Below are 23,249 nucleotides of genomic sequence, written 5' to 3'. Positions count from 1 at the left end.
ATCTTCTTGGCTCAGATTCCCTTGGTGGGCGCGTTCAGCGGCCCCTCGCCCGGCGCGCCCGGCGAACCGGGAGAGCCGCCCGGCGCGAGCCGCGTGAGGAAGGGGTTGGTCGCGCGCTCGCGGCCGATTGTGGTCTGCGGGCCGTGGCCGGGCAGGACGGCGGTGTCGTCGGGACGCGGCAGGCACACCCGCCGCAGGCTCGCGGCCATCTCCTCGTCCGACCCGCCGGGCAGGTCGGTGCGGCCGATCGACCCGGCGAACAGCAGGTCGCCCGCGAACATCACCTCGGGCAGCTCGGCGGTCGCGGGCGTCCGGAACGTCACCGAGCCGGGGGAGTGGCCGGGCGCGTGGTCGACGGTGAGGGTCAGCCCCGCCAGCTCCAGCGCCGTCCCGTCGGCGAGCTCCCGCACGTCGTCGGGCTCGCTCATCTCCAGGCCGCCGAGCAGCTGCTGGGAGACGGCGAGGCTCAGCCCCTTGCCGGGGTCGCTGAGCAGCACCCGGTCGTCCGGATGGATGTAGGCGGGGACGTCCCTGGCGCCGCAGACGGGGGCCACCGACATGACGTGGTCGAAGTGGCCGTGCGTGATCAGCACCGCGACCGGCTTCAGCCGGTGCTCGCGGAGGATCTCCTCGATGCCGCCCTCGGCGTCCTGGCCGGGATCGACGATGACGCATTCCTCACCCGCGGCGGGCGCCACGACGTAGCAGTTCGCGGCGAGCGATCCAGCGGGGAACCCGGCGACGAGCACGACCGTCCTTCCTTCGAGCCATCTCGGATGGGCGTGTCCGAGGGTACCGGCGCGGCCGAGGCCACCGCGAACGAGATAGCCCGGCCGCCGTGTCGTGAGCCCGGCGTCCGGGGCGCGGCGGGGGCGGCCTGGAGGGTTCCTCCACGTTCGTTCAGCGGGAGCGACGGCCCGCGCGCGGTACCGCTACTATGCGCTGCACGTTCACCTGATCACCGTGGAGAGGCAGGCCCGTGGCGGGGAAGGATCGCAAGAAGCAGCTCGCTCGGCAGCGCTACGAGCGCCAGGAGCAGCGGCGGCAGGCCGAGGCCGCCAGGGCCCGCAGGTTCAAGATCATAGGGTCCGTCGCGGGGGTGGTCGTCCTCGCGGGCGGCGGCACCGCGGCCGCCGTGGTCATGAAGGACGACGACAAGCCCAAGACCGATCCCAAGCCCGTGGCCTCGGGGTGCGCCTACAAGCCCGTCGACGCCGCGCAGGCCGGGGACTCCAAGAAGGTCGGCACGCCGCCGGGGAAGCCCGCCTACGCCGGGATGGTCCAGGCGACCGTCAAGACCAGCGAGGGCGACGTCGTCATGTCGCTGGACGCGTCCAAGGCGCCCTGCACGGTGAACTCCTTCGCGTTCCTCGCCCAGAAGAACTACTTCGACTCCACCCCGTGCCACCGGCTGACCGGCGGGGGCTCCCTCAGCGTGCTCCAGTGCGGCGACCCCAAGGGGACCGGGCGCGGCGGGCCCGGCTACCAGTACGCCAACGAGAACACCACCGGCGCCAAGTACCTCAAGGGCACGCTCGCGATGGCGAACTCCGGGCCCGACACCAACGGCAGCCAGTTCTTCATGGTGTACGCGGATTCGCAGCTCCCGCCCGACTACACCGTGTTCGGGAAGATCACCAAGGGTGTCGACGTGCTGGAGAAGGTGGGCAAGGCGGGCGTGGAGGACAACAAGCAGGAGAAGGGGCAGCCCGGCTTCGACGGCGCGCCCAAGAAGAAGGTCACGATCCAGGACGTAACGATCGTCGGGAAATAGCCGAACGGGATACTAAGGTGTGGAGGGTCCGGTGGCCGAGAGCTCGATCGGACCTGCGATTCAGGAGGCAAGGGTGTCCAGCGCTACCGATCCCTGGGGCCGGGTGGACGAGGACGGCACCGTCTACGTGAGGACGTCGGACGGTGAGCGGGTCGTGGGGTCCTGGCAGGCGGGTGCGCCGGAGGAGGCTCTGGCCTACTTCAAGCGCAAGTACGACGCGCTCGTCACCGAGATCGGCCTGCTGGAGCAGCGCGTCCGCACCACCGACCTGCAGCCCGCGCAGGCGCAGCAGAGCATCGAGCGGCTGCGCGAGGCGGTCACCGACGCGCACGCCGTGGGCGACCTGGAGTCGCTCGGGCGGCGGCTGGACGGGCTGACCGAGCAGGTCGGGCGGCGCCGCGAGGAGGTCAAGGCCCAGCGCGAGCAGCACCGGCACGAGGCCCGCGAGGTCAAGGAGCGCATCGTCGCCGAGGCCGAGCGGATCGCCGCCGAGGAGACGCACTGGAAGAACGGCGGCGAGCGGCTGCGGAAGCTGGTCGAGGAGTGGAAGGCCGCCGACCGCATCGACCGGCCGACCGAGACCGCGCTGTGGAAGCGGCTGTCGGCCGCCCGCAACGCCTTCACCAAGCGCCGCAAGGTCTACTTCGCGACACTGGACGACCAGCGCGAGGAGGCCCGCCGCGAGAAGGAGCGGCTGGTCGCCGAGGCCGAGGCGATGGCCGGGTCCACCGACTGGGGCGACACCGCCGCCGCCTACCGCGACCTGATGCGCCGCTGGAAGCTGGCCGGGCGCGCCTCCCGCGACGCCGAGGAGGAGCTGTGGGCCCGCTTCAAGGGCGCGCAGGACACCTTCTTCCAGGCGCGCGGCTCGGCGTTCGCCGAGCGGGACGCCGAGTTCCGCGGCAACGCCGAGGAGAAGGAGAAGATCCTCGCCGAGGCCGAGCGGCTGCTGCCCGTCCGGGACGTCCGGGCGGCCCGGCAGGCGCTGCGGACCGTCCAGGAGCGCTGGGAGGCCGCCGGGATGGTGCCCCGCGAGCAGCGCGACCGGCTGGAGGGGCGGCTCCGCAAGATCGAGGAGGCCGTCCGCTCCGCCGAGGAGAACGAGTGGCGGCGCACCAACCCCGAGGCCCGCGCCCGCGCCGAGGCGACCGTCAACCAGCTGCGCAGCTCCATCGAGCAGCTGGAGCAGCGCCTCGACAAGGCCCGTGGCGCGGGGCGCGACAAGGACATCAAGGACGCCGAGGAGGCGCTGTCGGCCCGCCGCGCGTGGCTGGAGGAGGCCGAGCGCACGCTCGCCGAGTTCTCCTGACCCCGGCGGTTCCCCCGACCCCGGCGGTCCTCCCGACCGCGGCGGTTCTCTCGACCGCGGCGCTCAGGCTCCGGGGGTTCGCGCGTCCGCGGTTCGCTCGTCGACGGCATGCCGGTCGGTGGCGCGGCCGAGGAAGGCCAGCAGGCGGGTCTGCTCGTCCGCGCCGCGCGCGGCGGGCAGCGCCGGGGCCAGGTGCCCGGCCGCGCGCAGCGGCGCCGCGATCAGATGGGCGGTCGCGAAGGCGTGGTGGACGAGGCCCGGGTCCAGCCGGGACGGCTGGCCGGTGGCCACGGCCAGGTCCCACGCGTGCGCCAGCGGCTCCAGGACGTAGCCGCCGAGGTAGTCGCCCAGCGGCAGCTCGCCCAGCGCCCCCACCGGGACGGGGCGCCGCAGCGCGTCCGGGGTGAGGGCCGCCGCGCACTCGGCGCGCGCCGCCCGCCACGCCGCCAGCGCGTCGCCGGGGACGAACCGCGCCGGGTCCTCGGTGACGTCGGGGACGGGCTCGCCGCACGCCAGCGCGCGGACCAGGTGCTGGCCGCCGGTGACGTGGCCCGCGACGTCCAGCGCCGACCAGCGGGCGCAGGGCGAGGGGGCGTCCCAGCCGTCCCGGGGGACGCCGGCCACCAGGCCCTCGAACAGGTCGAGGGCCCGGTGGTAGCCGGTGAGGTCCTGAGCCATGGTCGTCAGTGACCCGCGATCGGCGGACGCTGTCAAGCGATATCACGAAGGTGGCGCGGCGCTCACGCGGCGGCGCTCACGCGGCGGCGCTCCCGCGCTCGGCGAGCATCCGGTTCATCAGGGCGATCTCCGCGTTCTGGCCGTCCACCATCGTGCGGGCCAGCCGCCGCACGCGGTCGTGGCCGGTGCGGGCGATGACCGCCTCGGCCATGCCGACGCCGCCGCGGTGGTGGGCGATCATCAGGCGCAGGAAGCGCAGCTCGGCGTCCCGACCCTCGGCCTTCTCCAGCTCCGCGAGCTGCTCGCGGGACGCCATCCCCGGCATCCGCGCCGCGCCCGCCCCGCCCGACGCCGTGCCGCCCGACGCCGTGCCCGACGCGCTCCCGTGGCCGGGGTGGCCGGTCATCCAGCGCATCGGGCCCGCCGGGTCGGTCTTGGGCGCCCCCCACTCGTCCAGCCAGGCGGTCATCATGCCGATCTGGGCCGACTGCGTGTTGATGATGTCGTAGGCCAGCAGGCGGACGGCGGGGTCGCGCGTGCGGTCCCGGACGAGGAACGACATCCGGACGGCCTGCGCGTGGTGGGCGCTCATGTCGCGGGCGAACCCCGCCTCGGGGCCGTCCGGGCGCGGGCCGCTCGAGCGCGTCATCGCCAGTGTTGCGAGCGCCGCGGCGACGAGGAGCGCCGCGAGGACGACGGTGACCCGCCGTCCTCGCGCGGGGGCGCGCGTGCTCACGGGGTGTCCTTGGCCCCGTCGCAGGCCGCGCCCGGCTCGGGCGTCTGCGGGCCCTTGACGAACGCGCGCAGGAACGCGTCCACGCGCCCGTCGGACGCGTCCTGGAGCTTGACCTGGCGGCCCCACGCGGTGAGCGCGAGCGGGGCGTCCAGCGCCGGGTAGGGGCTCAGGAACGTGTAGTCGGTGGAGGCGACCCGGGACTTGAGCCGGTCGAGCTGCTCGGCGGGCAGGCCGGGACGGTAGGTGATCCACACGGCGCCGTGCTCCAGGGAGTGGACCGCGTTCTCGTTGCGCAGCGGTGCGTCGTAGACGTGCGCGTCGCAGTTCTGCCACGTGGGGTCGTGGTCGCCGCCCATCGGCGGGTTGGCGCCGTACTTGACGGCGCCGGTCGTGTGGTCGCGGCCCAGCCCGTCCTTCTGGACGAGCCCGGAGATCGACGCCGACCCCGCCGACGCCGACCTGGTCTGCATGAACGCGTAGGTGATCCCGACGATCGCCACCAGGCCGATCACGGTGAAGAAGGCGATGCCGCCCCACGGCACCTGCCGCTGCGTCAACACGTTCTTGTTCTTGTTCCTGGCGGCGGTGTTCCTGGCACTGGCGTTCTTGGCGCCGGGACCCTTAGTGGTGGAGTTCCTGGCGTTCCTGTTCCGACTGCTCTTGGACATGGCTGTCCCCTCTGCTCTGGCTGGATGTCCGGAAACGGCGGCAGTGCCGCACCACGGCGGGTACGGCGGGTGCCGGTGGCCTTACGGCCGGTCCGTCACAGCCGGAGCACCTGGAGAGAGGACGAGAGGGAGATCGCCGGTACGCCGCCCCGGGGGAGGGCCGGCGACCAGCCGAGGCGGGCGGGCAGGCGCCGGACGGGGCGTCCGAGCCCCGCCGCCAGCAGGCCCAGGGCCAGGAGCGTGAACAGCACGGCCAGGCACAGGCAGACCTCGGCGGGGCCGTGCGAGGGGGGCTTCGGGACGCTCACCGCCACGTCGGCGGCGGCCCGCGGCAGGGCGTGCCCGGCCGGGGTGTGGCCGGCCAGGGCGCCCACGGGGGCGGTCACCGCGTGCTCGGTGCACGCGCGCGCGGGCGGGGCGTGGCCCAGCCCGTAGCTGAAGACGAGCCCGGCCACGACGAACAGCGCCACGAGCAGCCCTGCCAGCCCGTGCCGCCGACGCTGGGTCGTCCCTGCCACCGTCACGCTCCTGATTCAACCCTCCGCGCCGTTCCAACGCCAAACCCCGCCTCCGGGTTCCCCCGCGCCTGGGACCTGGGAGGGAGCACCGCCCCTCCTGACGTACCAGGCGAACCCTCCTGACGTAGCACGCGCGCAAGTCCGGGGCGGCTGGATGATGAACGGATGCGGCGAGGGGCGGGCGAGGGGGCGGCACTGCGCGGCGGCAGGCGTGTCCCGGGCCTGGCGCAGGCGCTCGCCGCCGTCGCGCAGTTCCTGTTGATGGCGGCGGCGTTCGGCGCCTACGCCTACGGCCGCCACCTCGCCGACGGGCGCCCCGAGCGGGCCTACGAGCACGCGCGGGCCGTGTGGGGGCTGGAGCGTTCCCTGTGGCTTCCGGACGAGTCGTCCCTGCAAAAGGGCGCGCTGCGCTGGGACGGATGGGTCCGGGCCGCCAACGAGTACTACGTCCGCGTGCACTTCCCCGCGATCACCGTGTTCATGGTCTGGGTGTACTTCTGGCGGCGCCGCGCCTGGCCGCGGGTCCGCGCGGTGATCCTCGGATCGGCGGCGGCGGCGCTGCTCGTCCACTTCGCCTACCCGCTGGCGCCGCCGCGAATGCTGCCCGGCCACGGGTTCGTGGACCTGATGACCGCCTACGGCCCGAGCGCGTACGCGACCGAGCCCGGGGAGGGCATGACCAACCAGTTCGCCGCGATGCCCTCGCTGCACGTCGGCTGGGCGCTGCTGGTCGCGTGGGGCGTGATCCGCTACGGCCGCGGCCGGTGGCGCTGGCTGGCCGCCGCCCATCCCGTGGTCACGCTGCTGGTCGTGGTGCTGACCGCCAACCACTACTGGCTGGACGGCGTCGCCGGATCGGCCATCGTCGTCGCGGCGCTGTGGGCCGCGTCCCGGGTCCCGGCGCTGGACGACCGGGACCGCGGCGGGACCGGGGCGGCGGCGCGGCGAGATAGTGTCGGAGCGTGACCAGTAGGGCGGAATCGGGCCAACCAGAGGGCCTCTTCGACGATCCCGCCGGCGGCCGGGCGGAGCCCCCGGCGCCGGAGTTCCCGCCGGCGGCCGGAAGGGCCGCCGCGACCGACGTGGAGCAGCCGCTCGCGGTGCGGATGCGCCCCCGCGGGCTGGACGAGGTCGTCGGTCAGGCGCACCTGCTCGGCCCGGGCACCCCGATCCGCCAGCTCGTCGACCGGGACGCGCCGATGTCGCTGGTCCTGTGGGGCCCGCCCGGCACCGGCAAGACCACCCTCGCCACCGTCGTGAGCCACGTCACGTCCCGCCGGTTCGTGGAGGTCTCGGCCGTCAGCGACGGCGTCAAGCGCGTCCGCGCGGAGATCGACCTGGCCCGCCGCGAGCTCGGCATGACCGGCCGGCAGACGGTGCTGTTCGTCGACGAGGTGCACCGCTTCAACAAGGCCCAGCAGGACGCGCTGCTGCCCGCCGTGGAGAACCGCTGGGTGTCCTTCATCGGCGCCACCACCGAGAACCCGTTCTTCTCGGTGATCAGCCCGCTGCTGTCCCGGTCGCTGCTGCTCACCCTGCAACCCCTCGGCGAGGACGACCTGCGCGAGGTGATCCGCCGCGCGCTCGCCGACGAGCGCGGCCTCGGCGGCGCCGTCGGCCTCGACCCGGCCGCCGAGGACCACCTGATCAGGCTCGCGGGCGGCGACGCCCGCCGCACGCTCACCTACCTGGAGGCGGGCTCCCTCGTCGTCGAGGAGGGCGGCACGATCGACGTGGACGTGCTGGAGCGCGCCGTGGACCGCGCCGCCGTCCGCTACGACCGCGAGGGCGACCAGCACTACGACGTGATCAGCGCGTTCATCAAGAGCATCCGGGGCAGCGACGTCGACGCCGCGCTGCACTACCTCGCCCGGATGATCGAGGCCGGCGAGGACCCGAGGTTCATCGCGCGGCGGCTGGTCGTGCACGCCAGCGAGGACGTCGGCATGGCCGACCCGACCGCCCTCCAGACCGCCGTCGCGGCGGCGCAGGCCGTGGAGCTGGTCGGCCTGCCCGAGGCCCGCATCAACCTGGCACAGGCGGTGATCCACTTGGCCCTCGCCCCGAAGTCCAACGCGGTCGTCAAGGCGGTGGACGAGGCGCTCGGCGACGTCCGCAAGGGCCTCGCGGGGGCCGTCCCCGGGCACCTGCGCGACTCGCACTACAAGGGCGCGGCGAAGCTCGGCCACGGGAAGGGCTACAAGTACGCCCACGACCACCCGGGCGGCGTCGTCCGGCAGCAGTACGCGCCCGACGCCGTGGACGGCCGCGAGTACTACCGCCCGACCCGGCACGGCGCCGAGTCCCGCTTCACCGAGGTCCTCGCCCGGATCCGGTCGGTGCTGCGCGGCTCGCGCGCGAACGGGACGTCCTGACCCGGCGCACGGCGCCGCCCGACGCCGGCGCGTTCCCACGTCGTGATCACGCCCACGCCGTGATCGCGCCGTGCTCGCGCCATCGGCGGCGTTCGCCCGATAGCCTGGATCGCCCGAGCGGCCGGGCCCGGCGCCCACGGTAGGGTCTGCTGACCCGGCCCCAGCCGAACACACGTCGAACGGAAAGCCCCGATGCTCACTGGTGGACAGCTCGCAGGTCTCATCGTGGCCGTCTTCTGGGCGGTGCTCGTCACGTTCGTCGCGCTGACGCTGCTGCGCCTCGCGCGGCTGCTCGGCGAGGCCAGCGAGGTCGTGCGCGAGATCGGCGAGCAGGCCGGCCCGCTGATGGACGACATGGCCCGCACGGTCAGCCGCGCCAACGAGCAGCTCGGCCGCACCGACGTGATCACCAAGCAGGTCGCGGGCGTCACGCAGAACGTCTCGGCCGTCACGACCGTCATGACCTCGGTCGTCGGCGGCCCGGTGGTGAAGGCCGCCGCGTTCTCCTACGGCGTCCGCAAGGCGCTCGGCGGTTCGGCGAAGGGCTCGGGGGACGACACCGGCCCGGAGCCCGCCCCGGCGCCGCGCAAGCGCTCGGGCAGGCGCTCGGGCGAGCGCGCGGGGAAGGGCAGGGGCCGCTCCGCCGGGTCCGGGCGGCGCGAGCTCCGGGCCCGTTCCGACGGGAAGGGACGCGGATGAGAAGGCTGTTCTGGCTCTCGGTCGGGGCGGGCGCCGGCATCTACGCCACGCACCGCGTCAAGCGTCGCGTGGAGCGGATCGCGCGGACCTGGTCGCCCGAGGGCGTCGCGGCCCGCGCGGTCTCGACCGGGCAGGGCGCGGGCGAGCGGTTGAGGGATTTCGCCGCCGACGTGCGTACCGGGATGCGGGCCCGCGAGGAGGAGCTGCGCGAGGCCGTCCGCATGGACCAGGCTCCGCCCGAGCTCGACGGCCCCCGGCCCCGCCGGGTCCTGCGGGCCAGGTACACGATCATCGACGACGACAAGGATGGCCACTGATCATGGAGTCGGCAGAGGTAGCGCGCCGCTTCCTTCGGTTCTACGAGGAGCGCGGCCACACGGTGGTGCCGTCGGCCAGCCTGATCGCCGAGGACCCGACCCTGCTGCTGGTCAACGCCGGCATGGTCCCGTTCAAGCCGTACTTCCTCGGCCAGCGCACGCCGCCGTCGCAGCGGATGGCCAGCGCCCAGAAGTGCGTCCGGACCCCCGACATCGAGGAGGTCGGCCGGACCACCCGGCACCTCACCTTCTTCCAGATGCTGGGCAACTTCTCCATCGGCGACTACTTCAAGGAGCAGGCGATCCCCTTCGCGTGGGACCTGCTGACCCGGCCGCGCGAGCAGGGCGGCTTCGGGTTCCCCGAGGAGAAGCTGTGGGTGACCGTCTTCACCGACGACGACGAGGCCCAGGACATCTGGCACCGCAAGGTCGGGGTGCCGCTGGAGCGCATCCAGCGGCGCGGCATGGAGGACAACTTCTGGTCGATGGGCGTCCCGGGCCCCTGCGGGCCCTGCTCGGAGATCTACTACGACCGCGGTCCCGAGTACGGGCGCGAGGGCGGGCCCGTCGCTGATGAGGACCGCTACCTCGAAGTGTGGAACCTCGTGTTCATGCAGTTCGAGCGCGGGCCCGGCGACAGCAAGACCGACTTCCCGATCCTCGGCGACCTGCCCGCCAAGAACATCGACACCGGCATGGGCCTGGAACGCATGGCGGCGGTCCTCCAGGGCGTCGACAACATCTACGAGACCGACACGCTGTGGCGGGTCCTGGACCGTGCCGCCGAGCTGACCGGCGCGAAGTACGGCCGCGACCAGCGCGCGGACGTGTCGCTGCGCGTCGTCGCCGACCACGTCCGCAGCGGGACGATGATGGTCGCCGACGGCATCCGCCCCGGCAACGAGGGCCGCGGCTACGTGCTGCGCCGCATCCTGCGCCGCTCGATCCGCAACCTGCGGCTGCTCGGCGGCCAGGACGCCGGGCTCATGCACGAGCTGACCGCCGTCGCGGTCGCCGCGATGGGCGAGCAGTACCCCGACCTCGTCCGCACCGCGCCGAACATCCACACGGTCATCGACGCCGAGGAGGACTCCTTCCTCCAGACGCTGCGCACCGGCACCGCGATCTTCGACACGGCGGTGGAGGAGACCCGGAGGACCGGGGGCCGCGCGCTGGCGGGCGAGCAGGCGTTCAAGCTCCACGACACCTACGGCTTCCCGATCGACCTCACCCTGGAGATGGCCTCCGAGCAGGGCCTCCAGGTCGACGAGGAGGGCTTCCGCAGGCTCATGCGCGAGCAGCGGGAGCGCGCCAAGAAGGACGCCCGCGACAAGAAGACCGGCAACCTCGACGTCTCGGTGCTCGACGAGCTGCTCACCGGCGCGGGCGGGACGGTCGACTTCATCGGCTACAGCAGCCTGCTCGGCGACGCCCGCGTGGTCGGGCTGCTCGTCAACGGCGCCAACGCGCGGGCGGCGGGCGAGGGCACCGAGGTCGAGGTCGTCCTCGACCGCACGCCCTTCTACGCCGAGGGCGGCGGCCAGCTCGCCGACCAGGGGCTGATCAGGCTCGGCAACGGTGCCGTCATCGAGGTCACCGACGTGCAGGCGCCGCTCGCCGGGCTCATCGTGCACCGCGGCCGCGTGCTCAGCGGCGAGGCGCAGGCCGGCGACGCCGCGCACGCCGAGGTCGACGTGGAGCGGCGGCGGGCGATCTCCCGCTCGCACACCGCGACCCACATGGTCCACGCCGGATTCCGCCGCGCGCTCGGCGAGTCCGCCGCGCAGGCCGGCTCGGAGAACTCGCCGGGCCGGTTCCGGTTCGACTTCACCGCCTCCGGCGCCGTCCCGGTGAGCGTGCTGCGCGACGTCGAGGACGAGGTCAACGAGGTCCTGGTCAACGACCTGGACGTGCGGGCCTTCCACACCTCGCTCGACGAGGCGCGCGCGATGGGCGCGCTCGCGCTGTTCGGCGAGAAGTACGGCGATGACGTCCGGGTCGTGGAGGTCGGCGACTACTCCCGCGAGCTGTGCGGCGGCACCCACGTCGCGAGCTCGGGGCAGCTCGGCCTGATCAAGGTGCTCGGCGAGTCGTCCATCGGGGCCGGGGTGCGCCGCGTCGAGGCGCTCGTCGGCATCGACGCGTTCCGCTTCCTGGCGCGCGAGAGCGTCCTGGTCGCGCAGCTCGCCGAGCAGATGAAGGCGCGCAAGGAGGAGCTCCCCGAGCGGATCTCCGGCGTCGTCACCCGGCTCCGCGACGCCGAGAAGGAGCTGGAGCGGCTCCGCTCGCAGCAGGTCCTCGCGGTCGCCGGGTCGCTCGCCGAGGGCGCCCGCGACGTCGGGGGCATCGCGTTCGTCGGGCACCGCGCGCCGGACGGCACCGGCGCCGACGACCTGCGCAAGCTCGCCGTCGACGTGCGCGGGCGGCTGACCGGCCGGCCCGCCGTGGTCATGGTCGGCGGCGTCCCGAAGGACCGCCCGGTCGTCGTGGTCGCGGTCACCGAGGGCGCCCGCGAGCGCGGCCTCAAGGCGGGCGCGCTCGTCGGCCTGGCCGCCAGGACCCTCGGGGGCGGGGGCGGCGGGAAGGACGACCTCGCCCAGGGAGGCGGCGCGAACGCCGCGGCCCTCGGGGAGGCGCTCACCGCCGTCGAGAACGCCGTAGGGGCCGCGTGAGCCCCGCCCACGGGGGAACAAGGGCGAGGCCGCCCCGTCCGAGGCGGGCCGAGCGATGAGGCCGGGCGTCCGGCTCGGGGTGGACGTGGGGACCGTCCGCGTGGGCGTCGCCCGCTGCGACCCGGCCGGGATCCTCGCCTCGCCGCTGGAGACGGTGAAGAGCGGCAAGGGGGACGTCGACCGGCTCGTCCGGCTCGCCGCCGAGCACGAGGCGATCGAGGTCGTCGTCGGCCTGCCGACGTCGCTGTCGGGCCGGGAGGGCCCGGCGGCGGAGGCGGCGCGCAGGTTCGCGGTGCGGCTGGCGGGCCGCCTCCCGGACGCGGAGGTCCGCCTTTACGACGAGCGGCTCACCACGGTCACGGCCGAGGCGGGGCTGCGCGCGAGCGGAGTGCACGGTCAGGCGCGCCGCCGCGTCGTCGATCAGGCCGCCGCCGCCGTCCTGCTTCAAGCGGCTCTTGACGGGGAACGGTTGACTGGGCGCCCCCCAGGCGAGATCGTCCGGGGGAGCTCATGAACGATTTGGACCTTTTCTCCGATCCCTACGGGGACGGCCCGCAGCCGGAGCAGCAGCCCGGCCGGCGGGCCCAGCGGCGCGTCCGCAAGAAGCAGCGCAGGCGCAAGGGCAACGGCCGCGCGGCCGCCCTGTTCGCGATGGCGTTCATCGTGGCGGTGTTCGGCACCGGCGGCGTCCTCGGCGCCGCCTGGCTCGACAACAAGCTCCACCCGCCGGACTACAAGGGCGCCGGGAGCGGCCGCGTCACCGTCCAGATCAAGGACGGCGACAGCGGCTCGGCGATCGGCACGACGCTTCAGGAGCACCGCGTCGTCAAGAGCGTGCGCGCGTTCGTGAAGGCCTACGGGAAGGAGACCAGGGCCTCCTCGATCCAGCCGGGCTTCTACCAGATGCGGCTGAAGATGTCCTCGTCGGCGGCGATGGCGCTGCTGCTGGACACCAGGTCGCGCGCGGGCAACCAGGTCACGATCCCCGAGGGCCGCCGCGCCATCGAGGTCTACCAGCTGCTAGCGAAGAAGACCGGTATCCCGGTGAAGGACTTCCAGGCGGCCGCCAAGGACGGGGCGGGCCTCGGCCTCCCGGCCTACGCCAAGGGCAACGTCGAGGGCTTCCTCTACCCGGGGCGCTACGACCTCGACCCGAACGGCTCGGCGAAGCAGGCCCTCAAGCTCATGGTGGACCGCTTCCGCAAGGAGGCGGAGTCGGTCGGCCTGGAGGAGAAGGCGAAGGCGGCGGACCTGAGCCCCGCGACGGTGCTGACGCTGGCGAGCCTGGTCCAGGCGGAGGGGGGCCTCTCCTCGGACTTCCCGAAGATCTCGCGGGTGATTTACAACCGGCTCAAGGTCGGGATGCCGCTCCAGTTCGACACCACGGTCCTGTACGCGCTCAACAAGCGCACGCTGGACGTGCGCAACCGCGACCTCCAGGTCGACTCGCCCTACAACACCTACAAGCACAAGGGGCTGCCGCCGGGGCCGATCTCCAACCCGGGGCCGGAGGCGATCGAGGCGGCGGTCACGCCGGAGAAGGGGACCTGGCTGTTCTTCGTCGCCACCGACCCCACCAACAAGGTCACCAAGTTCGCCACGACGGAGGCGGAGCGGCAGAAACTGGAGCAGGAGTTCCGCGAGTGGCAGCGCAAGCACCCGGGCAACTGACCCGGGTAGAGCGGGACGGCAGCGCGGTCCGGCGGGCGGCGGTGCTGGGCTCGCCGGTCGCGCACTCGCTGTCGCCGGTGCTGCACCGGGCGGCGTACGCGGCGATGGGCCTGGACGCGTGGTCCTACGACGCGGTCGAGTGCGGCGAGGACGGCCTTGCCGCGCTGCTGGACGGGCTCGGCCCCGAGTGGGCGGGCCTGTCGCTGACGATGCCGCTCAAGCGGGTCGCGCTGAAGCTGGCGGACTCGGTGTCGGACCTCGCGGCCGGGGTCGGCGGCGCCAACACGCTCGTCCTGCGGGACGGGCGGCGGCACGCCGACAACACCGACGTGTACGGGATCGTGACCGCGCTCACCGAGGCGGGCCTTTCGGCGCCCGGCTCCGCGCTGGTGCTCGGCGGCGGCGCGACCGCCGCCTCGGCGCTGGCGGCGCTCGCCGAACTCGGCCTGCCCGAGGCGGTGCTCGCCGCCCGCGTGCCCGAGCGCGCCGCCGAGGCCGCCGCCGTGGGGGAGCGGTTCGGGCTCGCGGTCCGGGTCGTCCCGCTGGACCGGCTGGCCGAGCACCTCCCGGCCGGGCTGGTGGTCTCGACCCTGCCCGGACGGGCCGCCGACGCCTACGCCGAGCCGGTCGCCGCCTCGGGCGCGGCGCTGTTCGACGTCGTCTACGCGCCCTGGCCCACCGCCCTCGCCCGTGCGGTCGCGCGGGCGGGCGGGACGGTCGCGGGCGGCTTCGGCATGCTGCTGCACCAGGCCGTCCGGCAGGTGGCGCTGATGACCGGGCGCGCCGACGTCCCGGTGGAGGCGATGCGCGCCGCCGGGGAGGCCGAACTCGCCCGGCGCGCCGGCTGAGGGCCGGCCGAGGACCGGCTGAGGGTCAGGTCGGGTCGAGCGGCGGGTCGCGCGGGCCGCGCCGCCGCTTCACCGACTCGTCCACCATCGTCAGCACGATCGGCAGGATCACGCTCAGCCAGAAGTCCCGCCAGCCCCACGCGCCCGTCGTGACGCCGAACGCGCTGCCGAGGCAGATGCAGGCCAGCAGCAGCGCCGACCAGTGCCGCCGGACGAGCGCCACCGGCTCCAGCCGCCGGTGGTGCGGCAGCAGCGCGGCGAGGGGGAGTTCGCGCGCGTGGGCGTGCTGCACGATCGTCGCGTCCGGCAGCCAGTGCAGCACGTCGGCGCCCCCCGCGAGCGGGAGCCGGGTGAGCGCGACCAGGCTCTCCAGCCGCCACCACAGCGTCCACAACGAGGTGCGCCCGCCGCCGGGATGGGTGGTCCAGCGGGGACCGGTGATCTCGCCGCGCACGAGCGCGCGGAACACGCGGGCGACGGCCGGGCCGCGCGGGCCGCGGGGGTCGCGCAGCAGCGCGACGAGCGCGATCGGCAGCCCGTAGTGCCACAGCGCGAGCCGGCAGACGGCGGCCGACCCGGCGCCCGGCGGGCAGACGTCGTAGGTCTCGATCCAGATGTGGTCGTCGTCGCCGTCCAGCCCCTCCGCGAGCCAGTCGTGGGCGTCCAGCAGCCGCTCGGTCCGCAGCTCCGGGCGCGCCTCGGCCAGCGTCACCAGCGCGAACGCCGTGTGGGTGACGGTGGGCGCGGCGTCCGGGGTGGGGCCCCAGCCGGGGCGGTGCGCGGTCCGGTCGGCGGTCAGCCACTCCACGCCCCGGTCGACCGCCGGGTCGTGCGGGTTGAGCTGGCTCAGCGCCCGCAGCGCCAGGCACGTCAGCCACACCCGCGAGGGGCAGCCGCGCAGCGAGCCCCAGCCGCCGTCGGGGTTCTGGTTGCGCAGCAGCCACCGGTAGGCCCGCCGCAGGTCGGGCGCGTCCTCGCGCAGGTCGCAGCGGGCGCGGGCGAGGAACCGGGCGATCCAGCCGGTGGCCTCGACGACGGGCATGCCGAGGCTCGTCCGGGTGGCCCAGCCGCCGTCGCGCAGCGCGTCCTCGGAGGCGGCCTGCCGCGCGGCGAGCAGCGCCAGCCCCTCGTGGAAGTACTCGAAGGGGCGCCCGGTCTCCACGAACGCCAGCAGGCCGAGGGCCGTCGCGGTCGTCCCCGGCTCGGGCCGCGCGAGCTCGTGGTACCACCCGCCGCCCGCGCCGAGCGCGGGCGCGTAGGTGTCGCGCAGCACGTCGAGCGACTCCTCCAGCCGCGTCACGAGGACGGCCATGTCGATCACGGCCTCGGCGACCGGGGACGGTTCGGCCGGACGGGCGGCACGGGTGGGCCGCGGAAGCGGGGGTTCGGGGGGAGACTGGTGCACGGTGATCGCCTTCTGTTGGCTTTATGCCCGCTTCGCCACGATTTGTACCCCGCGGGTGCCATGTCTGTATCGGCACCCGGACGGAGCGGGACGCCCGGCCACCGGGCACGCTGGGAGGGGAGAACCCGTGCGGTTCCCAGCGCAGGAGGACGGTTGGCCCGGCCATCGACGTGGAGCGCGACCCGCGGCGCGCCCGTCCACGACTGCGTCCTGTGCCCGCCGCTGCGGTTCCGCGTCAACGCCATGGCCGGGCTCCCCGGCGAGTCGTCCGTGCTCGCCCGCGACGCCGCGTTCCTGCTGATCCCGGACGTGGCGCCGCTCGCGCGCGGCCACCTCCTCCTGGTGACGCGGCGCCACCGCCAGTGCGCCGGGGCGTTCGGCGCCGGCCTGTGGGGACGGGCCCTCCGCTGGCGCGACCACGTCTCCCGCCTCTACGACGCGGCCTACGGCGGCGGCGACCTGCTGCTGCTCGAACACGGCCCGGCGACGTCCCAGGGCGGCGGCGCGTGCGTCGACCACGCGCACTGGCACCTCCTGCCGGGGGCGCCGGGCGTCCGCGCGGTGCTGGAGGAGCGCGGCCTTCCCGGCGTCCCGGCCGGGCACGCCGCCCTGCGCGCGCGCTTCCGCGCGGGCCGTTCCTACCTGCTGGTCGAGGAGGAGGGCCGCGCCACCGTCCACGCGGGGGACGGCGTGCGAAGCCAGTTCCTCCGCTGGGCCGTCACCGCCGCCGCCGGAAACGCCGCCGGAGGTGCCCAAGCGGGTGGGCCGTGGCGCTGGCAGGAGACGTTCGGGACGCCGGAAAGCAGGCGCCGCTTCCAGCGCACCGTCCGGGACATGCGGCGGGCGGCCGCCGCCGTCGAGGCCGCGCGCCGCTGACCGCCGGAGCCGGGATCAGCGCCGCGACAGCCACCAGTACAGCTCGCTCGACGCGAGCCGGTCGCCGAAGCCCGCGCGCGCCGCCCCCGCCCCGTACCCGGTCGGGTACTCCATCAGCAGCCGGTCCCGCTGGTAGGCCAGCACGTGCTCCAGCGACGTCGCCCCGAACCGCAGCAGCCACAGCGGGCGCCCCGGCGCCGCCCGGTCCAGCGCGGGCAGTAGGTCGCGCATCTCGCCCGACCCGGCCGGCGGCTCGTGCCCGAGCAGCCGCGCCACCGTGGGCGCCTCGGTGAACACCACGTCGGCGAGCGACAGCGCCGGCAGCACGTCGAGCGCGGGCAGCCGCCCGTCGATGTCGTGCGGGACGAGGTCGAAGGCGACCAGCGTCCCCGCGTCCCGCGCGACCTCCGCGGCCGTGCGCAGCGCCGCCCGCGACACCGGCGACAGCAGCGCGTACCCGTCGACGAACAGCGCGTCGGCGCGGCGGATGCCGGCGGACGCGGCGCGCACCTCCGACTCGGTCAGCCGCCGCCCCGGCGCGTCCTCCGCCGCCACGAGCAGCCGCACGCCGGGGCCGTCGCCGTCCGGGCGGTCCCGCAGCATCACCGTCACCCCGTTCGCCGCGCCCTCCTCCACGCGCAGCAGGTCGCGGACGCCGAGCCGCCGCAGCTCCCGCCGGATCACCGGCGTGAACGCGTCGTCCCCGACCTTGCCCAGCACGCTCACCCTGCGGAAGTAGCCGACCGCGCACCGCGCCATGTTGACGGCCGTCCCCGCGACCAGCGCCCGCGCCGGCGCGTAGGACAGCCGGTCCGCCGTCAGCTCGCCGAACCGCACGTCGGGCAGGGACGCGCGCGCCTCGACCCGCACGTCGCCCATGACGAACAGCGAGAACCGGCGGCGCGCCGCGCCGTCCAGGCCGGGCGACAGCGCGGGCGAGGGGGCCGCGACGTCCATCGGCGGCTCAGCCGGACCGCGACAGGCCGGAGCGCGACAGGTAGGCCCGCATCACCGGGCGCAGGCTCGGGATCAGCGCGTACCCGCCGACCTCGGCCAGCGGCACCCAGGCGCACTCGGCCAGATGGTCGCCGGCCTCCTGGTTGCCGAGGTCGGCGTCCAGCGACAGCGGGCGGCAGCGGCGGGCCGTCGCGACCACGCGGATCCGCGCGTTCCGGGCCCGCGCGTCGCGGGCCCTGGTGTCGAGGTCGGGCATGAACCACTGCCACAGGTGGAAGGGCGGGCCCGGGTCGATCTTCAGGCCGACCTCCTCCCAGACCTCCCGGCGGACGTGGTCGTCCAGATCGAGGTCCTCCTCCACCTCCAGCCGGCCCCCGGGCACCTCCCAGCGGCCGGGCTGGAAGGGGTCCTCCGCCGACTTGCGGACCAGCAGCAGCCTGCCGCGGGCCTCGATGAACGCCTTCTGCGCGAACTGAAGCCTGACCGGGGACATGCCGGTGAGGGGGCCGGGGGCGCCGGCCTCGACCGAGGGCATCGCGGGAGACCTCCCTGGTGCCGGCCCCACCGGGCCGTCGTCCGCCCTACCGTAACAAGCCGCGCCCCCCGCGCCGAGAGACCCGGCGGGCCAGAAGAACCTCACCCGTCCGGGCCGCGCCACGAGGGAATGGCCCGCCCGCGCGGCCGGTTGTAGACGGGGACGTACCCCGGGACCGCCGTGAGCGCGCGATCCCGCGAGATGGCGGACGAACAGGCGGGCGAGCGCGGGAGAACCGGACGAACGAGGAGCGAACCGGCAGGGCGCGCCAGGGCTGCGCAGGTGGTAGTCTTGGAGGCCGACCGGCCCTGTGCGCGCGATCGAGGCGATGGCGCGTGCCGGGCGCTCAAGCGGAGGCCACCTCCCACCTGACCGGCCGTGCGGCCGGTGGGTCTCGGTCCGGCGAAACGCGCGCCGCGCGCTCGTTCCGCCGTCGTCCCCGGGCGGTTCCGCCGTACGGGGAGACCGAAGGTGGCCCCGTACGTGAGTCGTGCGGGGCTTTTCGCGTGAGAGCCTCGGGGTACGACCGGTCTACGAACTTGAGAACGGCCCCAAGGAGGTCCCATCAGCGCCGAACCGCGTATCAACGACCGCATTCGCGTGCCCGAGGTCCGGCTCGTCGGCCCGAACGGCGAACAGGTGGGCATCGTGCCCATCGCCAAGGCCCTTGAACTCGCGCGCGAGTCGGATCTCGACCTCGTCGAGGTGGCGCCGACCGCGCGCCCGCCCGTCGCCAAGCTCATGGACTACGGCAAGTTCAAGTACGAGTCCGCGATGAAGGCGCGTGAGGCGCGGAAGAACCAGGCGCACACGGTCATCAAGGAGATCAAGCTCCGCCCGAAGATCGACCCGCACGACTACGAGACCAAGAAGGGTCACGTGGTGCGGTTCCTGAAGGCCGGGGACAAGGTGAAGGTCACGATCATGTTCCGTGGTCGTGAGCAGTCCCGTCCCGAGCTCGGTTACCGGCTGCTCCAGCGGCTCGCCGACGACGTCGAGGAACTCGGCTTCGTCGAGTCGCGGCCCAAGCAGGACGGCCGGAACATGATCATGGTGCTCGGTCCGCACAAGAAGAAGGCGGAGGCCAAGGCCGAGCGCGCCGCGAGCCGCGACGCCGGCACCGCCTGAGGCCCGGCCGGTGCCCGCCCCCGCGGGGACCTTCGGCGGAGCCGAGCGCCGGGAGGCCGGCGGCGAGCCCGGAGATCCGGGGCGGCGCGGGGTGAACCGGTCACCAGGGCACGCCTCACCGGGCGGGTCCGTATCGCGCCCTCGCGGTTTCGCGGGGTCGTGACGCACGTACATTGAAGCCTGACCCGGCGCGTCACACGGGGTTCCGTGCGATGCGCCGATTCAGGCGCGCCACCGTGCCGCCGCGCGGGGGCCACACAGCGAGGGAGACGACGGCGACCATGCCGAAGACCAAGACCCACAGCGGTGCCAAGAAGCGGTTCAAGCTGACCGGCTCCGGCAAGGTGATGCGCCGCCGCGCCAACAAGAACCACCTGCTCGAGCACAAGCCGAGCAAGCGGACCCGCCGGCTGTCCGGCCCCGCCGTGGTGGCCCCCGCGGACGCGAAGAACATCAAGAAGCTGCTGCGCAAGTAGTACCCGACCGGCAACATCAGCGACCGGCCGAGGCCCGGATGGCCCCGGCCCCCACGAAGGAGTCCATCACGTGGCACGCGTGAAGCGGGCGGTCAACGCCGCCAAGAAGCGTCGGGTCGTCCTGGAGCGGTCGAGCGGCTACCGCGGCCAGCGGTCGCGCCTGTACCGCAAGGCCAAGGAGCAGCAGCTCCACTCGATGACCTACGCCTTCCGGGACCGCAAGGACCGCAAGGGCCAGTTCCGCCGGCTGTGGATCCAGCGGATCAACGCCGCCGCCCGCGCGAACGGCATCACCTACAACCGGTTCATCCAGGGCCTGAAGGCGGCCGAGGTCGAGGTCGACCGGCGCATGCTCGCCGAGCTCGCCGTGAACGACGCCGCCGCGTTCGCCGCCCTGGTCAAGGTCGCCAAGGACGCCCTCCCGGCCGAGGGTTCGGAGGCCGCCTGAGCCGGCGACCGGCACTCAGGCGATCACAGCGACATGGCGGGCCGCGAGCTGACCTCCCTCCGATCACCACGGGTGAAGGCGGCTCGCCGGCTCGCCAAGCGCGCCTTCCGGCGCCGTGAGGGCCGGTTCCTCGCCGAGGGACCGCAGGCGGTGCGGGAGGCGCTGCTGATCCCCGGCGGCCTCGCCGAGCTGTTCACCACGGCCGAGGCCGAGGCGCGCCACCCCGAGCTGGTGCTGGCCGCCGAGCAGGCCGGTGCGCCGGTGCTGCGGGTCAGCGGCGAGGTCATGGCCGAGCTGGCGCAGACGGTCACGCCCCAGGGGCTGCTGGCCGTCTGCGGGTTCCTCGACGTCCCGCTCGGCGCCGCGCTGGAGTCCGGCCCCGAGCTCGTGACCGTGCTCGCGCACGTCCGCGATCCCGGCAACGCCGGGACGGTGCTGCGCACCGCCGACGCGGCGGGCTCGGAGGCGGTCGTGTTCACCGACGCGTCCGTCGACCCCTACAACGGCAAGTGCGTGCGCGCCTCGGCGGGCAGCCTGTTCCACCTGCCGGTCGTGGTCGGCCCGCGCTTCGACACCCTGATCCCCGAGCTGCGCGGCGCCGGGCTCACCGTCCTCGCCGCCGACGGCGCGGGCGAGCGCACGCTGGACGAGTGCATCGACGACGGGCTCCTCGCCCGCCCCACCGCCTGGGTGTTCGGCAACGAGGCGTGGGGGCTGCCCGAGGAGATCCTCCGGCACGTCGACGAGGTCGTCCGGGTGCCGATCCACGGCCGCGCCGAGAGCCTGAACCTCGCGACCGCCGCCGCCGTCTGCCTGTACGCCTCGGCGCGCGCCCAGCGGGCACGGCGGGCGCAGGAGGCCCAAGGGGCACAGGGGGCAAGTTCCCGCACGTGATCCGCGTGTGACAGGTATGTGACACGTATGTGACGAGCGTTACGCAGGCGCTTGCACTGGATTCACTGCGTTCCGTGTTCGGATGGCCGCAAGCGGTCGCCTCCGAACTGATTTCTCCGGTTGTGACCTGCGAAGATGGTGCCTCGCGACGGCGGGGCGGGGGCCTGGCCGGCGCGGCGGGCCCTCGTCCCCAGGTAGGAGCGGGATACCGGCCCGGCGAGGGATTTGCACGTTCCAACGGGTGCTTACCGTGGTTGACCAGGGGCGGCGACGATGCCGCGCAGAGTGGGGGCGAACGTGATGACCGAGGAGACCAGGGCGGCCAGGAGGCCGGGCCGGCGGGGGCCGGAGTTCAGGTGCCGGGCGGGCGTGTCCGCCGTGGCCGCCGACGGCGCGCCCGCGGCGCCCGGCGCGCCGGGCGCCGCGGTGACCGCCGCCGTGGGCACCGGCCTCGCCATCGAGACCGCCCGGGTCCGCGGCGACACCGCCGTCACCGCCCTGACCGGCGAGATCGACCTCCAGACCGCCGACACGCTGCGCGCCCACCTCATCGACCTGTACGGCGCGGGCTTCCGCCGCCTCGTCGTCGACTTCGCCGCCGTGCCGTTCTGCGACGCGGCCGGCCTCGGCGCCCTCGTCGCCGCGCACAACCAGGTCTCCGCGTCCGGCGGCGAGATCGTCCTCGCCGGCGTCCGCCCCGCGCAGCTGCGGCTGCTGCGCATCACCGGCCTGCACCGCCTGTTCGCCCTGCACCCGGACGCCGACCGCGCGCTGACGGAGGGCCCGCCCAGCCGGGCGAGCTGATCCCGCCCGTCCCGCGCCGGGAAGCGATCTCGGTCGAGCGGGGCCCGATCGAACCGCGGCGGGGGCGGCCTGCGTACTCCCTGGTGAGGACGTCCGCGGCGGGGCGCGCACCCCACCCGGTGGCTACAAAAGCCTTGCCGCAGGGCGTTTTCCGGGTCCCGCGAGGGGCCCGAGTCCAGATAGAGTCTCTACTCGACAGGCCACGTCCCGACCGGTGTTTCTGGAGGCCGCAGTGGGCGGAGATCGACCTCCCCGCGTGGCCGCGCGCGCGCCGGCGGGCGATTCGACCGGTCCGGCCGACGACCTGCCCGACGGGCTGCTCGTGGCCGACCGGGACGCCCGCGTCGTGGTGTTCAACGCCGCCGCCGTCCGGATGACCGGTGTCGGCGCGGAGACCGCGCTCGGCGCCGACTTCCGCGACGTCCTCCCGCTGCACGACGCCGAGGGCCGCGACTGGTGGAAGTGCCTGGCGCCCTACGAGGGCCTCGCCACTCGCACCCGGCACCCCGAGCGGGTGCTGTTCATGCCCGGCGGCACCGAACTGCTGGTGACCGCCGCCTACCGCCGCGACCCCTGCGGCCGGGTCGAGCGCTTCAGCGTCTCACTGCGCGACGCCGCCCACCGCGCCCGGCAGGAACGCGACCGCGCCGACCTCGTCTCCACCGTGGCGCACGAGCTGCGGTCCCCGCTGACCAGCGTGAAGGGCTTCACCGCGACGCTGCTCGCCAAGTGGCACCGCTTCAACGACGACCAGAAGCGCGTCATGCTGGAGACCGTCAACGCCGACGCCGACCGCGTCACCCGGCTCATCACCGAGTTGCTGGACGTCTCGCGCATCGAGGCGGGCCGCCTGGAGATGCACCGCCAGGTCGTCGACCTGCCCGAGGAGGTCCGCAAGGTCATCGCCGGACGCGTCGCGGCAGGCGAGCCCGAGGACCGGTTCCGCTTCGAGACGCGCGGCGAACTGCCCGAGATGTGGCTCGACCCCGACAAGGTCGACCAGATCCTCGGTAACCTGGTCGAGAACGCGGTCCGGCACGGAGCCGGCACCGTGACGATCGTGGTGGAGCCGGACGCGCACAAGGAGGGGGCCGCCGTGTCGGTGCGCGACGAGGGCGAGGGCATACCGCCCGAGGCCGTCCAGCGCGTGTTCCGGCAGTTCTGGCGCGGCCCCGGCGGCAACCGCCGCGGCGGCACCGGCCTCGGCCTCTACATCGTGAAGGGCCTCGTCGAGGCGCACGGCGGCGTGATCACGGTGCGGCGCGCGCCCGGCGGCGGCGCCGAGTTCCGATTTACCGTGCCCGCCGGGGCCCCCGACTACGCGAGCTGAAGCGGCCGACGGCCGGAGCCGCGGCACCGGGCCCCCGGTGGGCCGCGCTGAGCGCGCACGAACGTTCCGGAACCTTCGCGCCCGCGCACTAGACTGCGGGCGTCCCACGCCGACCGGAGTTATCACACCAC

At 74.4% G+C, this 23,249-nt stretch carries 25 protein-coding genes; 17 read left to right on the top strand and 8 right to left on the bottom strand.

From position 1 onward, the window contains the following. Positions 1-11: 11 nt before the first annotated feature. The gene (locus tag K2F47_RS38820) at positions 12-749 is read right to left on the bottom strand and encodes an MBL fold metallo-hydrolase (RefSeq protein WP_242911253.1); all 738 of its coding nucleotides are present in this window, start codon (positions 747-749) and stop codon (positions 12-14) included. A gap of 230 nt (positions 750-979) precedes the next feature. On the opposite strand from K2F47_RS38820, the gene K2F47_RS38815 reads away from it, so the two are divergent. Next, a complete protein-coding gene (locus tag K2F47_RS38815) occupies positions 980-1,774 on the top strand; it encodes a peptidylprolyl isomerase (RefSeq protein WP_242911252.1) in 795 nt (264 codons plus the stop codon). A 73-nt stretch (positions 1,775-1,847) separates the two neighbouring features. Continuing rightward, the gene (locus K2F47_RS38810; protein WP_242911251.1) at positions 1,848-3,083 is read left to right on the top strand and encodes a DUF349 domain-containing protein; all 1,236 of its coding nucleotides are present in this window, start codon (positions 1,848-1,850) and stop codon (positions 3,081-3,083) included. A gap of 63 nt (positions 3,084-3,146) precedes the next feature. Here the strand turns inward: K2F47_RS38810 and K2F47_RS38805 are convergent, their stop codons facing one another. From K2F47_RS38805 to K2F47_RS38790, 4 genes are all read right to left on the bottom strand, one after another. Then, entirely contained in the window at positions 3,147-3,761 is a 615-nt protein-coding gene (locus K2F47_RS38805; protein WP_242911250.1) for a TIGR03086 family metal-binding protein, read from the bottom strand. 76 nt (positions 3,762-3,837) lie between these two features. Continuing rightward, entirely contained in the window at positions 3,838-4,497 is a 660-nt protein-coding gene (locus K2F47_RS38800) for a DUF305 domain-containing protein (RefSeq protein ID WP_242911249.1), read from the bottom strand. Beyond that, a complete protein-coding gene (locus tag K2F47_RS38795; protein WP_242911248.1) occupies positions 4,494-5,165 on the bottom strand; it encodes a thioredoxin-like domain-containing protein in 672 nt (223 codons plus the stop codon). The genes K2F47_RS38800 and K2F47_RS38795 overlap by 4 nt, the downstream gene beginning before the upstream one ends. A 95-nt stretch (positions 5,166-5,260) precedes the next feature. Further along, a complete protein-coding gene (locus tag K2F47_RS38790) occupies positions 5,261-5,683 on the bottom strand; it encodes a hypothetical protein (RefSeq protein WP_242911247.1) in 423 nt (140 codons plus the stop codon). Between the two features lie 165 nt (positions 5,684-5,848). Here K2F47_RS38790 and K2F47_RS38785 point away from each other — a divergent pair, with 165 nt between their 5' ends. The 8 genes from K2F47_RS38785 to K2F47_RS38750 all read left to right on the top strand — a co-directional run bounded on the left by K2F47_RS38785 (position 5,849) and on the right by K2F47_RS38750 (position 14,265). After that, positions 5,849-6,649, top strand: a complete 801-nt coding sequence (locus K2F47_RS38785) for a phosphatase PAP2 family protein (RefSeq protein ID WP_242911246.1) — start codon at positions 5,849-5,851, stop codon at positions 6,647-6,649. 140 nt (positions 6,650-6,789) lie between these two features. After that, positions 6,790-8,058: a replication-associated recombination protein A gene (locus K2F47_RS38780; protein WP_242911333.1), complete on the top strand. Its 1,269-nt coding sequence runs from the start codon at positions 6,790-6,792 to the stop codon at positions 8,056-8,058. 192 nt (positions 8,059-8,250) lie between these two features. Beyond that, positions 8,251-8,757: a DUF948 domain-containing protein gene (locus K2F47_RS38775; protein ID WP_242911245.1), complete on the top strand. Its 507-nt coding sequence runs from the start codon at positions 8,251-8,253 to the stop codon at positions 8,755-8,757. Continuing rightward, positions 8,754-9,074 (top strand): DUF6167 family protein, encoded by a 321-nt coding sequence (locus tag K2F47_RS38770; protein WP_242911244.1) that lies wholly within the window; start codon positions 8,754-8,756, stop codon positions 9,072-9,074. The genes K2F47_RS38775 and K2F47_RS38770 overlap by 4 nt, the downstream gene beginning before the upstream one ends. Positions 9,075-9,076: 2 nt before the next feature. After that, positions 9,077-11,746 (top strand): alanine--tRNA ligase, encoded by a 2,670-nt coding sequence (gene alaS, locus K2F47_RS38765; RefSeq protein WP_242911243.1) that lies wholly within the window; start codon positions 9,077-9,079, stop codon positions 11,744-11,746. 55 nt (positions 11,747-11,801) lie between these two features. After that, positions 11,802-12,260 carry a Holliday junction resolvase RuvX gene (gene ruvX, locus K2F47_RS38760; protein WP_242911242.1) on the top strand — a complete coding sequence of 153 codons (459 nt, stop codon included), beginning with the start codon at positions 11,802-11,804 and terminating at the stop codon, positions 12,258-12,260. After that, on the top strand, positions 12,257-13,417 hold the full coding sequence (gene mltG, locus K2F47_RS38755) for an endolytic transglycosylase MltG (RefSeq protein WP_242911241.1): 1,161 nt from the start codon (positions 12,257-12,259) through the stop codon (positions 13,415-13,417). The genes ruvX and mltG overlap by 4 nt, the downstream gene beginning before the upstream one ends. After that, positions 13,390-14,265 carry a shikimate dehydrogenase gene (locus K2F47_RS38750; protein WP_242911240.1) on the top strand — a complete coding sequence of 292 codons (876 nt, stop codon included), beginning with the start codon at positions 13,390-13,392 and terminating at the stop codon, positions 14,263-14,265. Before mltG ends, K2F47_RS38750 begins: the two co-directional genes overlap by 28 nt. A 25-nt stretch (positions 14,266-14,290) precedes the next feature. On the opposite strand, the gene K2F47_RS38745 is transcribed toward K2F47_RS38750, so the two are convergent. Beyond that, complete coding sequence (locus K2F47_RS38745; RefSeq protein ID WP_242911239.1) at positions 14,291-15,670, bottom strand: prenyltransferase/squalene oxidase repeat-containing protein; 1,380 nt, start codon at positions 15,668-15,670, stop codon at positions 14,291-14,293. 153 nt (positions 15,671-15,823) lie between these two features. On the opposite strand from K2F47_RS38745, the gene K2F47_RS38740 reads away from it, so the two are divergent. Continuing rightward, complete coding sequence (locus tag K2F47_RS38740) at positions 15,824-16,546, top strand: HIT family protein (RefSeq protein WP_242911238.1); 723 nt, start codon at positions 15,824-15,826, stop codon at positions 16,544-16,546. Between the two features lie 15 nt (positions 16,547-16,561). Here K2F47_RS38740 and K2F47_RS38735 read toward each other — a convergent pair whose 3' ends face one another. Both K2F47_RS38735 and K2F47_RS38730 read right to left on the bottom strand, forming a co-directional pair. Next, positions 16,562-17,503, bottom strand: a complete 942-nt coding sequence (locus tag K2F47_RS38735; RefSeq protein WP_242911237.1) for a carbohydrate kinase family protein — start codon at positions 17,501-17,503, stop codon at positions 16,562-16,564. A gap of 7 nt (positions 17,504-17,510) precedes the next feature. Continuing rightward, positions 17,511-18,038, bottom strand: coding sequence for an NUDIX domain-containing protein (locus K2F47_RS38730; protein WP_242911236.1), 528 nt, complete (start codon positions 18,036-18,038; stop codon positions 17,511-17,513). A 564-nt stretch (positions 18,039-18,602) separates the two neighbouring features. On the opposite strand from K2F47_RS38730, the gene infC reads away from it, so the two are divergent. From infC to K2F47_RS38700, 6 genes are all read left to right on the top strand, one after another. Then, entirely contained in the window at positions 18,603-19,166 is a 564-nt protein-coding gene (infC, locus tag K2F47_RS38725; protein ID WP_308198544.1) for a translation initiation factor IF-3, read from the top strand. Between the two features lie 281 nt (positions 19,167-19,447). Further along, the gene (rpmI, locus tag K2F47_RS38720) at positions 19,448-19,642 is read left to right on the top strand and encodes a 50S ribosomal protein L35 (RefSeq protein WP_242911234.1); all 195 of its coding nucleotides are present in this window, start codon (positions 19,448-19,450) and stop codon (positions 19,640-19,642) included. Positions 19,643-19,712: 70 nt separating this feature from the next. Next, a complete protein-coding gene (gene rplT, locus K2F47_RS38715) occupies positions 19,713-20,090 on the top strand; it encodes a 50S ribosomal protein L20 (protein ID WP_131736762.1) in 378 nt (125 codons plus the stop codon). 33 nt (positions 20,091-20,123) lie between these two features. Beyond that, the gene (locus K2F47_RS38710) at positions 20,124-20,984 is read left to right on the top strand and encodes a TrmH family RNA methyltransferase (protein ID WP_242911233.1); all 861 of its coding nucleotides are present in this window, start codon (positions 20,124-20,126) and stop codon (positions 20,982-20,984) included. 273 nt (positions 20,985-21,257) lie between these two features. Further along, a complete protein-coding gene (locus K2F47_RS38705) occupies positions 21,258-21,788 on the top strand; it encodes an STAS domain-containing protein (RefSeq protein WP_242911232.1) in 531 nt (176 codons plus the stop codon). Positions 21,789-22,044: 256 nt separating this feature from the next. Then, a complete protein-coding gene (locus K2F47_RS38700; protein WP_242911231.1) occupies positions 22,045-23,118 on the top strand; it encodes a sensor histidine kinase in 1,074 nt (357 codons plus the stop codon). The last annotated feature ends 131 nt before the right edge of the window (positions 23,119-23,249 follow it).

The organism is Actinomadura terrae, from assembly GCF_022751215.1.
Taxonomy (GTDB): domain Bacteria; phylum Actinomycetota; class Actinomycetes; order Streptosporangiales; family Streptosporangiaceae; genus Spirillospora; species Spirillospora terrae.
The sequence above is the reverse complement of the archived record's forward strand: the minus strand, read 5'-3'. Positions and strand labels throughout refer to the sequence as shown.

What these genes read in the sequence shown, in the direction of transcription:
- K2F47_RS38805 (WP_242911250.1), bottom strand. Translation starts at nt 3,761, where the DNA reads ATGGCTCAGGACCTCACCGGCTACCACCGGGCCCTCGACCTGTTCGAG.
- K2F47_RS38795 (WP_242911248.1), bottom strand. Translation starts at nt 5,165, where the DNA reads ATGTCCAAGAGCAGTCGGAACAGGAACGCCAGGAACTCCACCACTAAG.
- K2F47_RS38785 (WP_242911246.1), top strand. Translation starts at nt 5,849, where the DNA reads ATGCGGCGAGGGGCGGGCGAGGGGGCGGCACTGCGCGGCGGCAGGCGT.
- K2F47_RS38780 (WP_242911333.1), top strand. Translation starts at nt 6,790, where the DNA reads ATGCGCCCCCGCGGGCTGGACGAGGTCGTCGGTCAGGCGCACCTGCTC.
- K2F47_RS38775 (WP_242911245.1), top strand. Translation starts at nt 8,251, where the DNA reads ATGCTCACTGGTGGACAGCTCGCAGGTCTCATCGTGGCCGTCTTCTGG.
- K2F47_RS38770 (WP_242911244.1), top strand. Translation starts at nt 8,754, where the DNA reads ATGAGAAGGCTGTTCTGGCTCTCGGTCGGGGCGGGCGCCGGCATCTAC.
- alaS (WP_242911243.1), top strand. Translation starts at nt 9,077, where the DNA reads ATGGAGTCGGCAGAGGTAGCGCGCCGCTTCCTTCGGTTCTACGAGGAG.
- ruvX (WP_242911242.1), top strand. Translation starts at nt 11,802, where the DNA reads ATGAGGCCGGGCGTCCGGCTCGGGGTGGACGTGGGGACCGTCCGCGTG.
- mltG (WP_242911241.1), top strand. Translation starts at nt 12,257, where the DNA reads ATGAACGATTTGGACCTTTTCTCCGATCCCTACGGGGACGGCCCGCAG.
- K2F47_RS38735 (WP_242911237.1), bottom strand. Translation starts at nt 17,503, where the DNA reads ATGGACGTCGCGGCCCCCTCGCCCGCGCTGTCGCCCGGCCTGGACGGC.
- K2F47_RS38730 (WP_242911236.1), bottom strand. Translation starts at nt 18,038, where the DNA reads ATGCCCTCGGTCGAGGCCGGCGCCCCCGGCCCCCTCACCGGCATGTCC.
- rpmI (WP_242911234.1), top strand. Translation starts at nt 19,448, where the DNA reads ATGCCGAAGACCAAGACCCACAGCGGTGCCAAGAAGCGGTTCAAGCTG.
- K2F47_RS38710 (WP_242911233.1), top strand. Translation starts at nt 20,124, where the DNA reads ATGGCGGGCCGCGAGCTGACCTCCCTCCGATCACCACGGGTGAAGGCG.
- K2F47_RS38705 (WP_242911232.1), top strand. Translation starts at nt 21,258, where the DNA reads ATGCCGCGCAGAGTGGGGGCGAACGTGATGACCGAGGAGACCAGGGCG.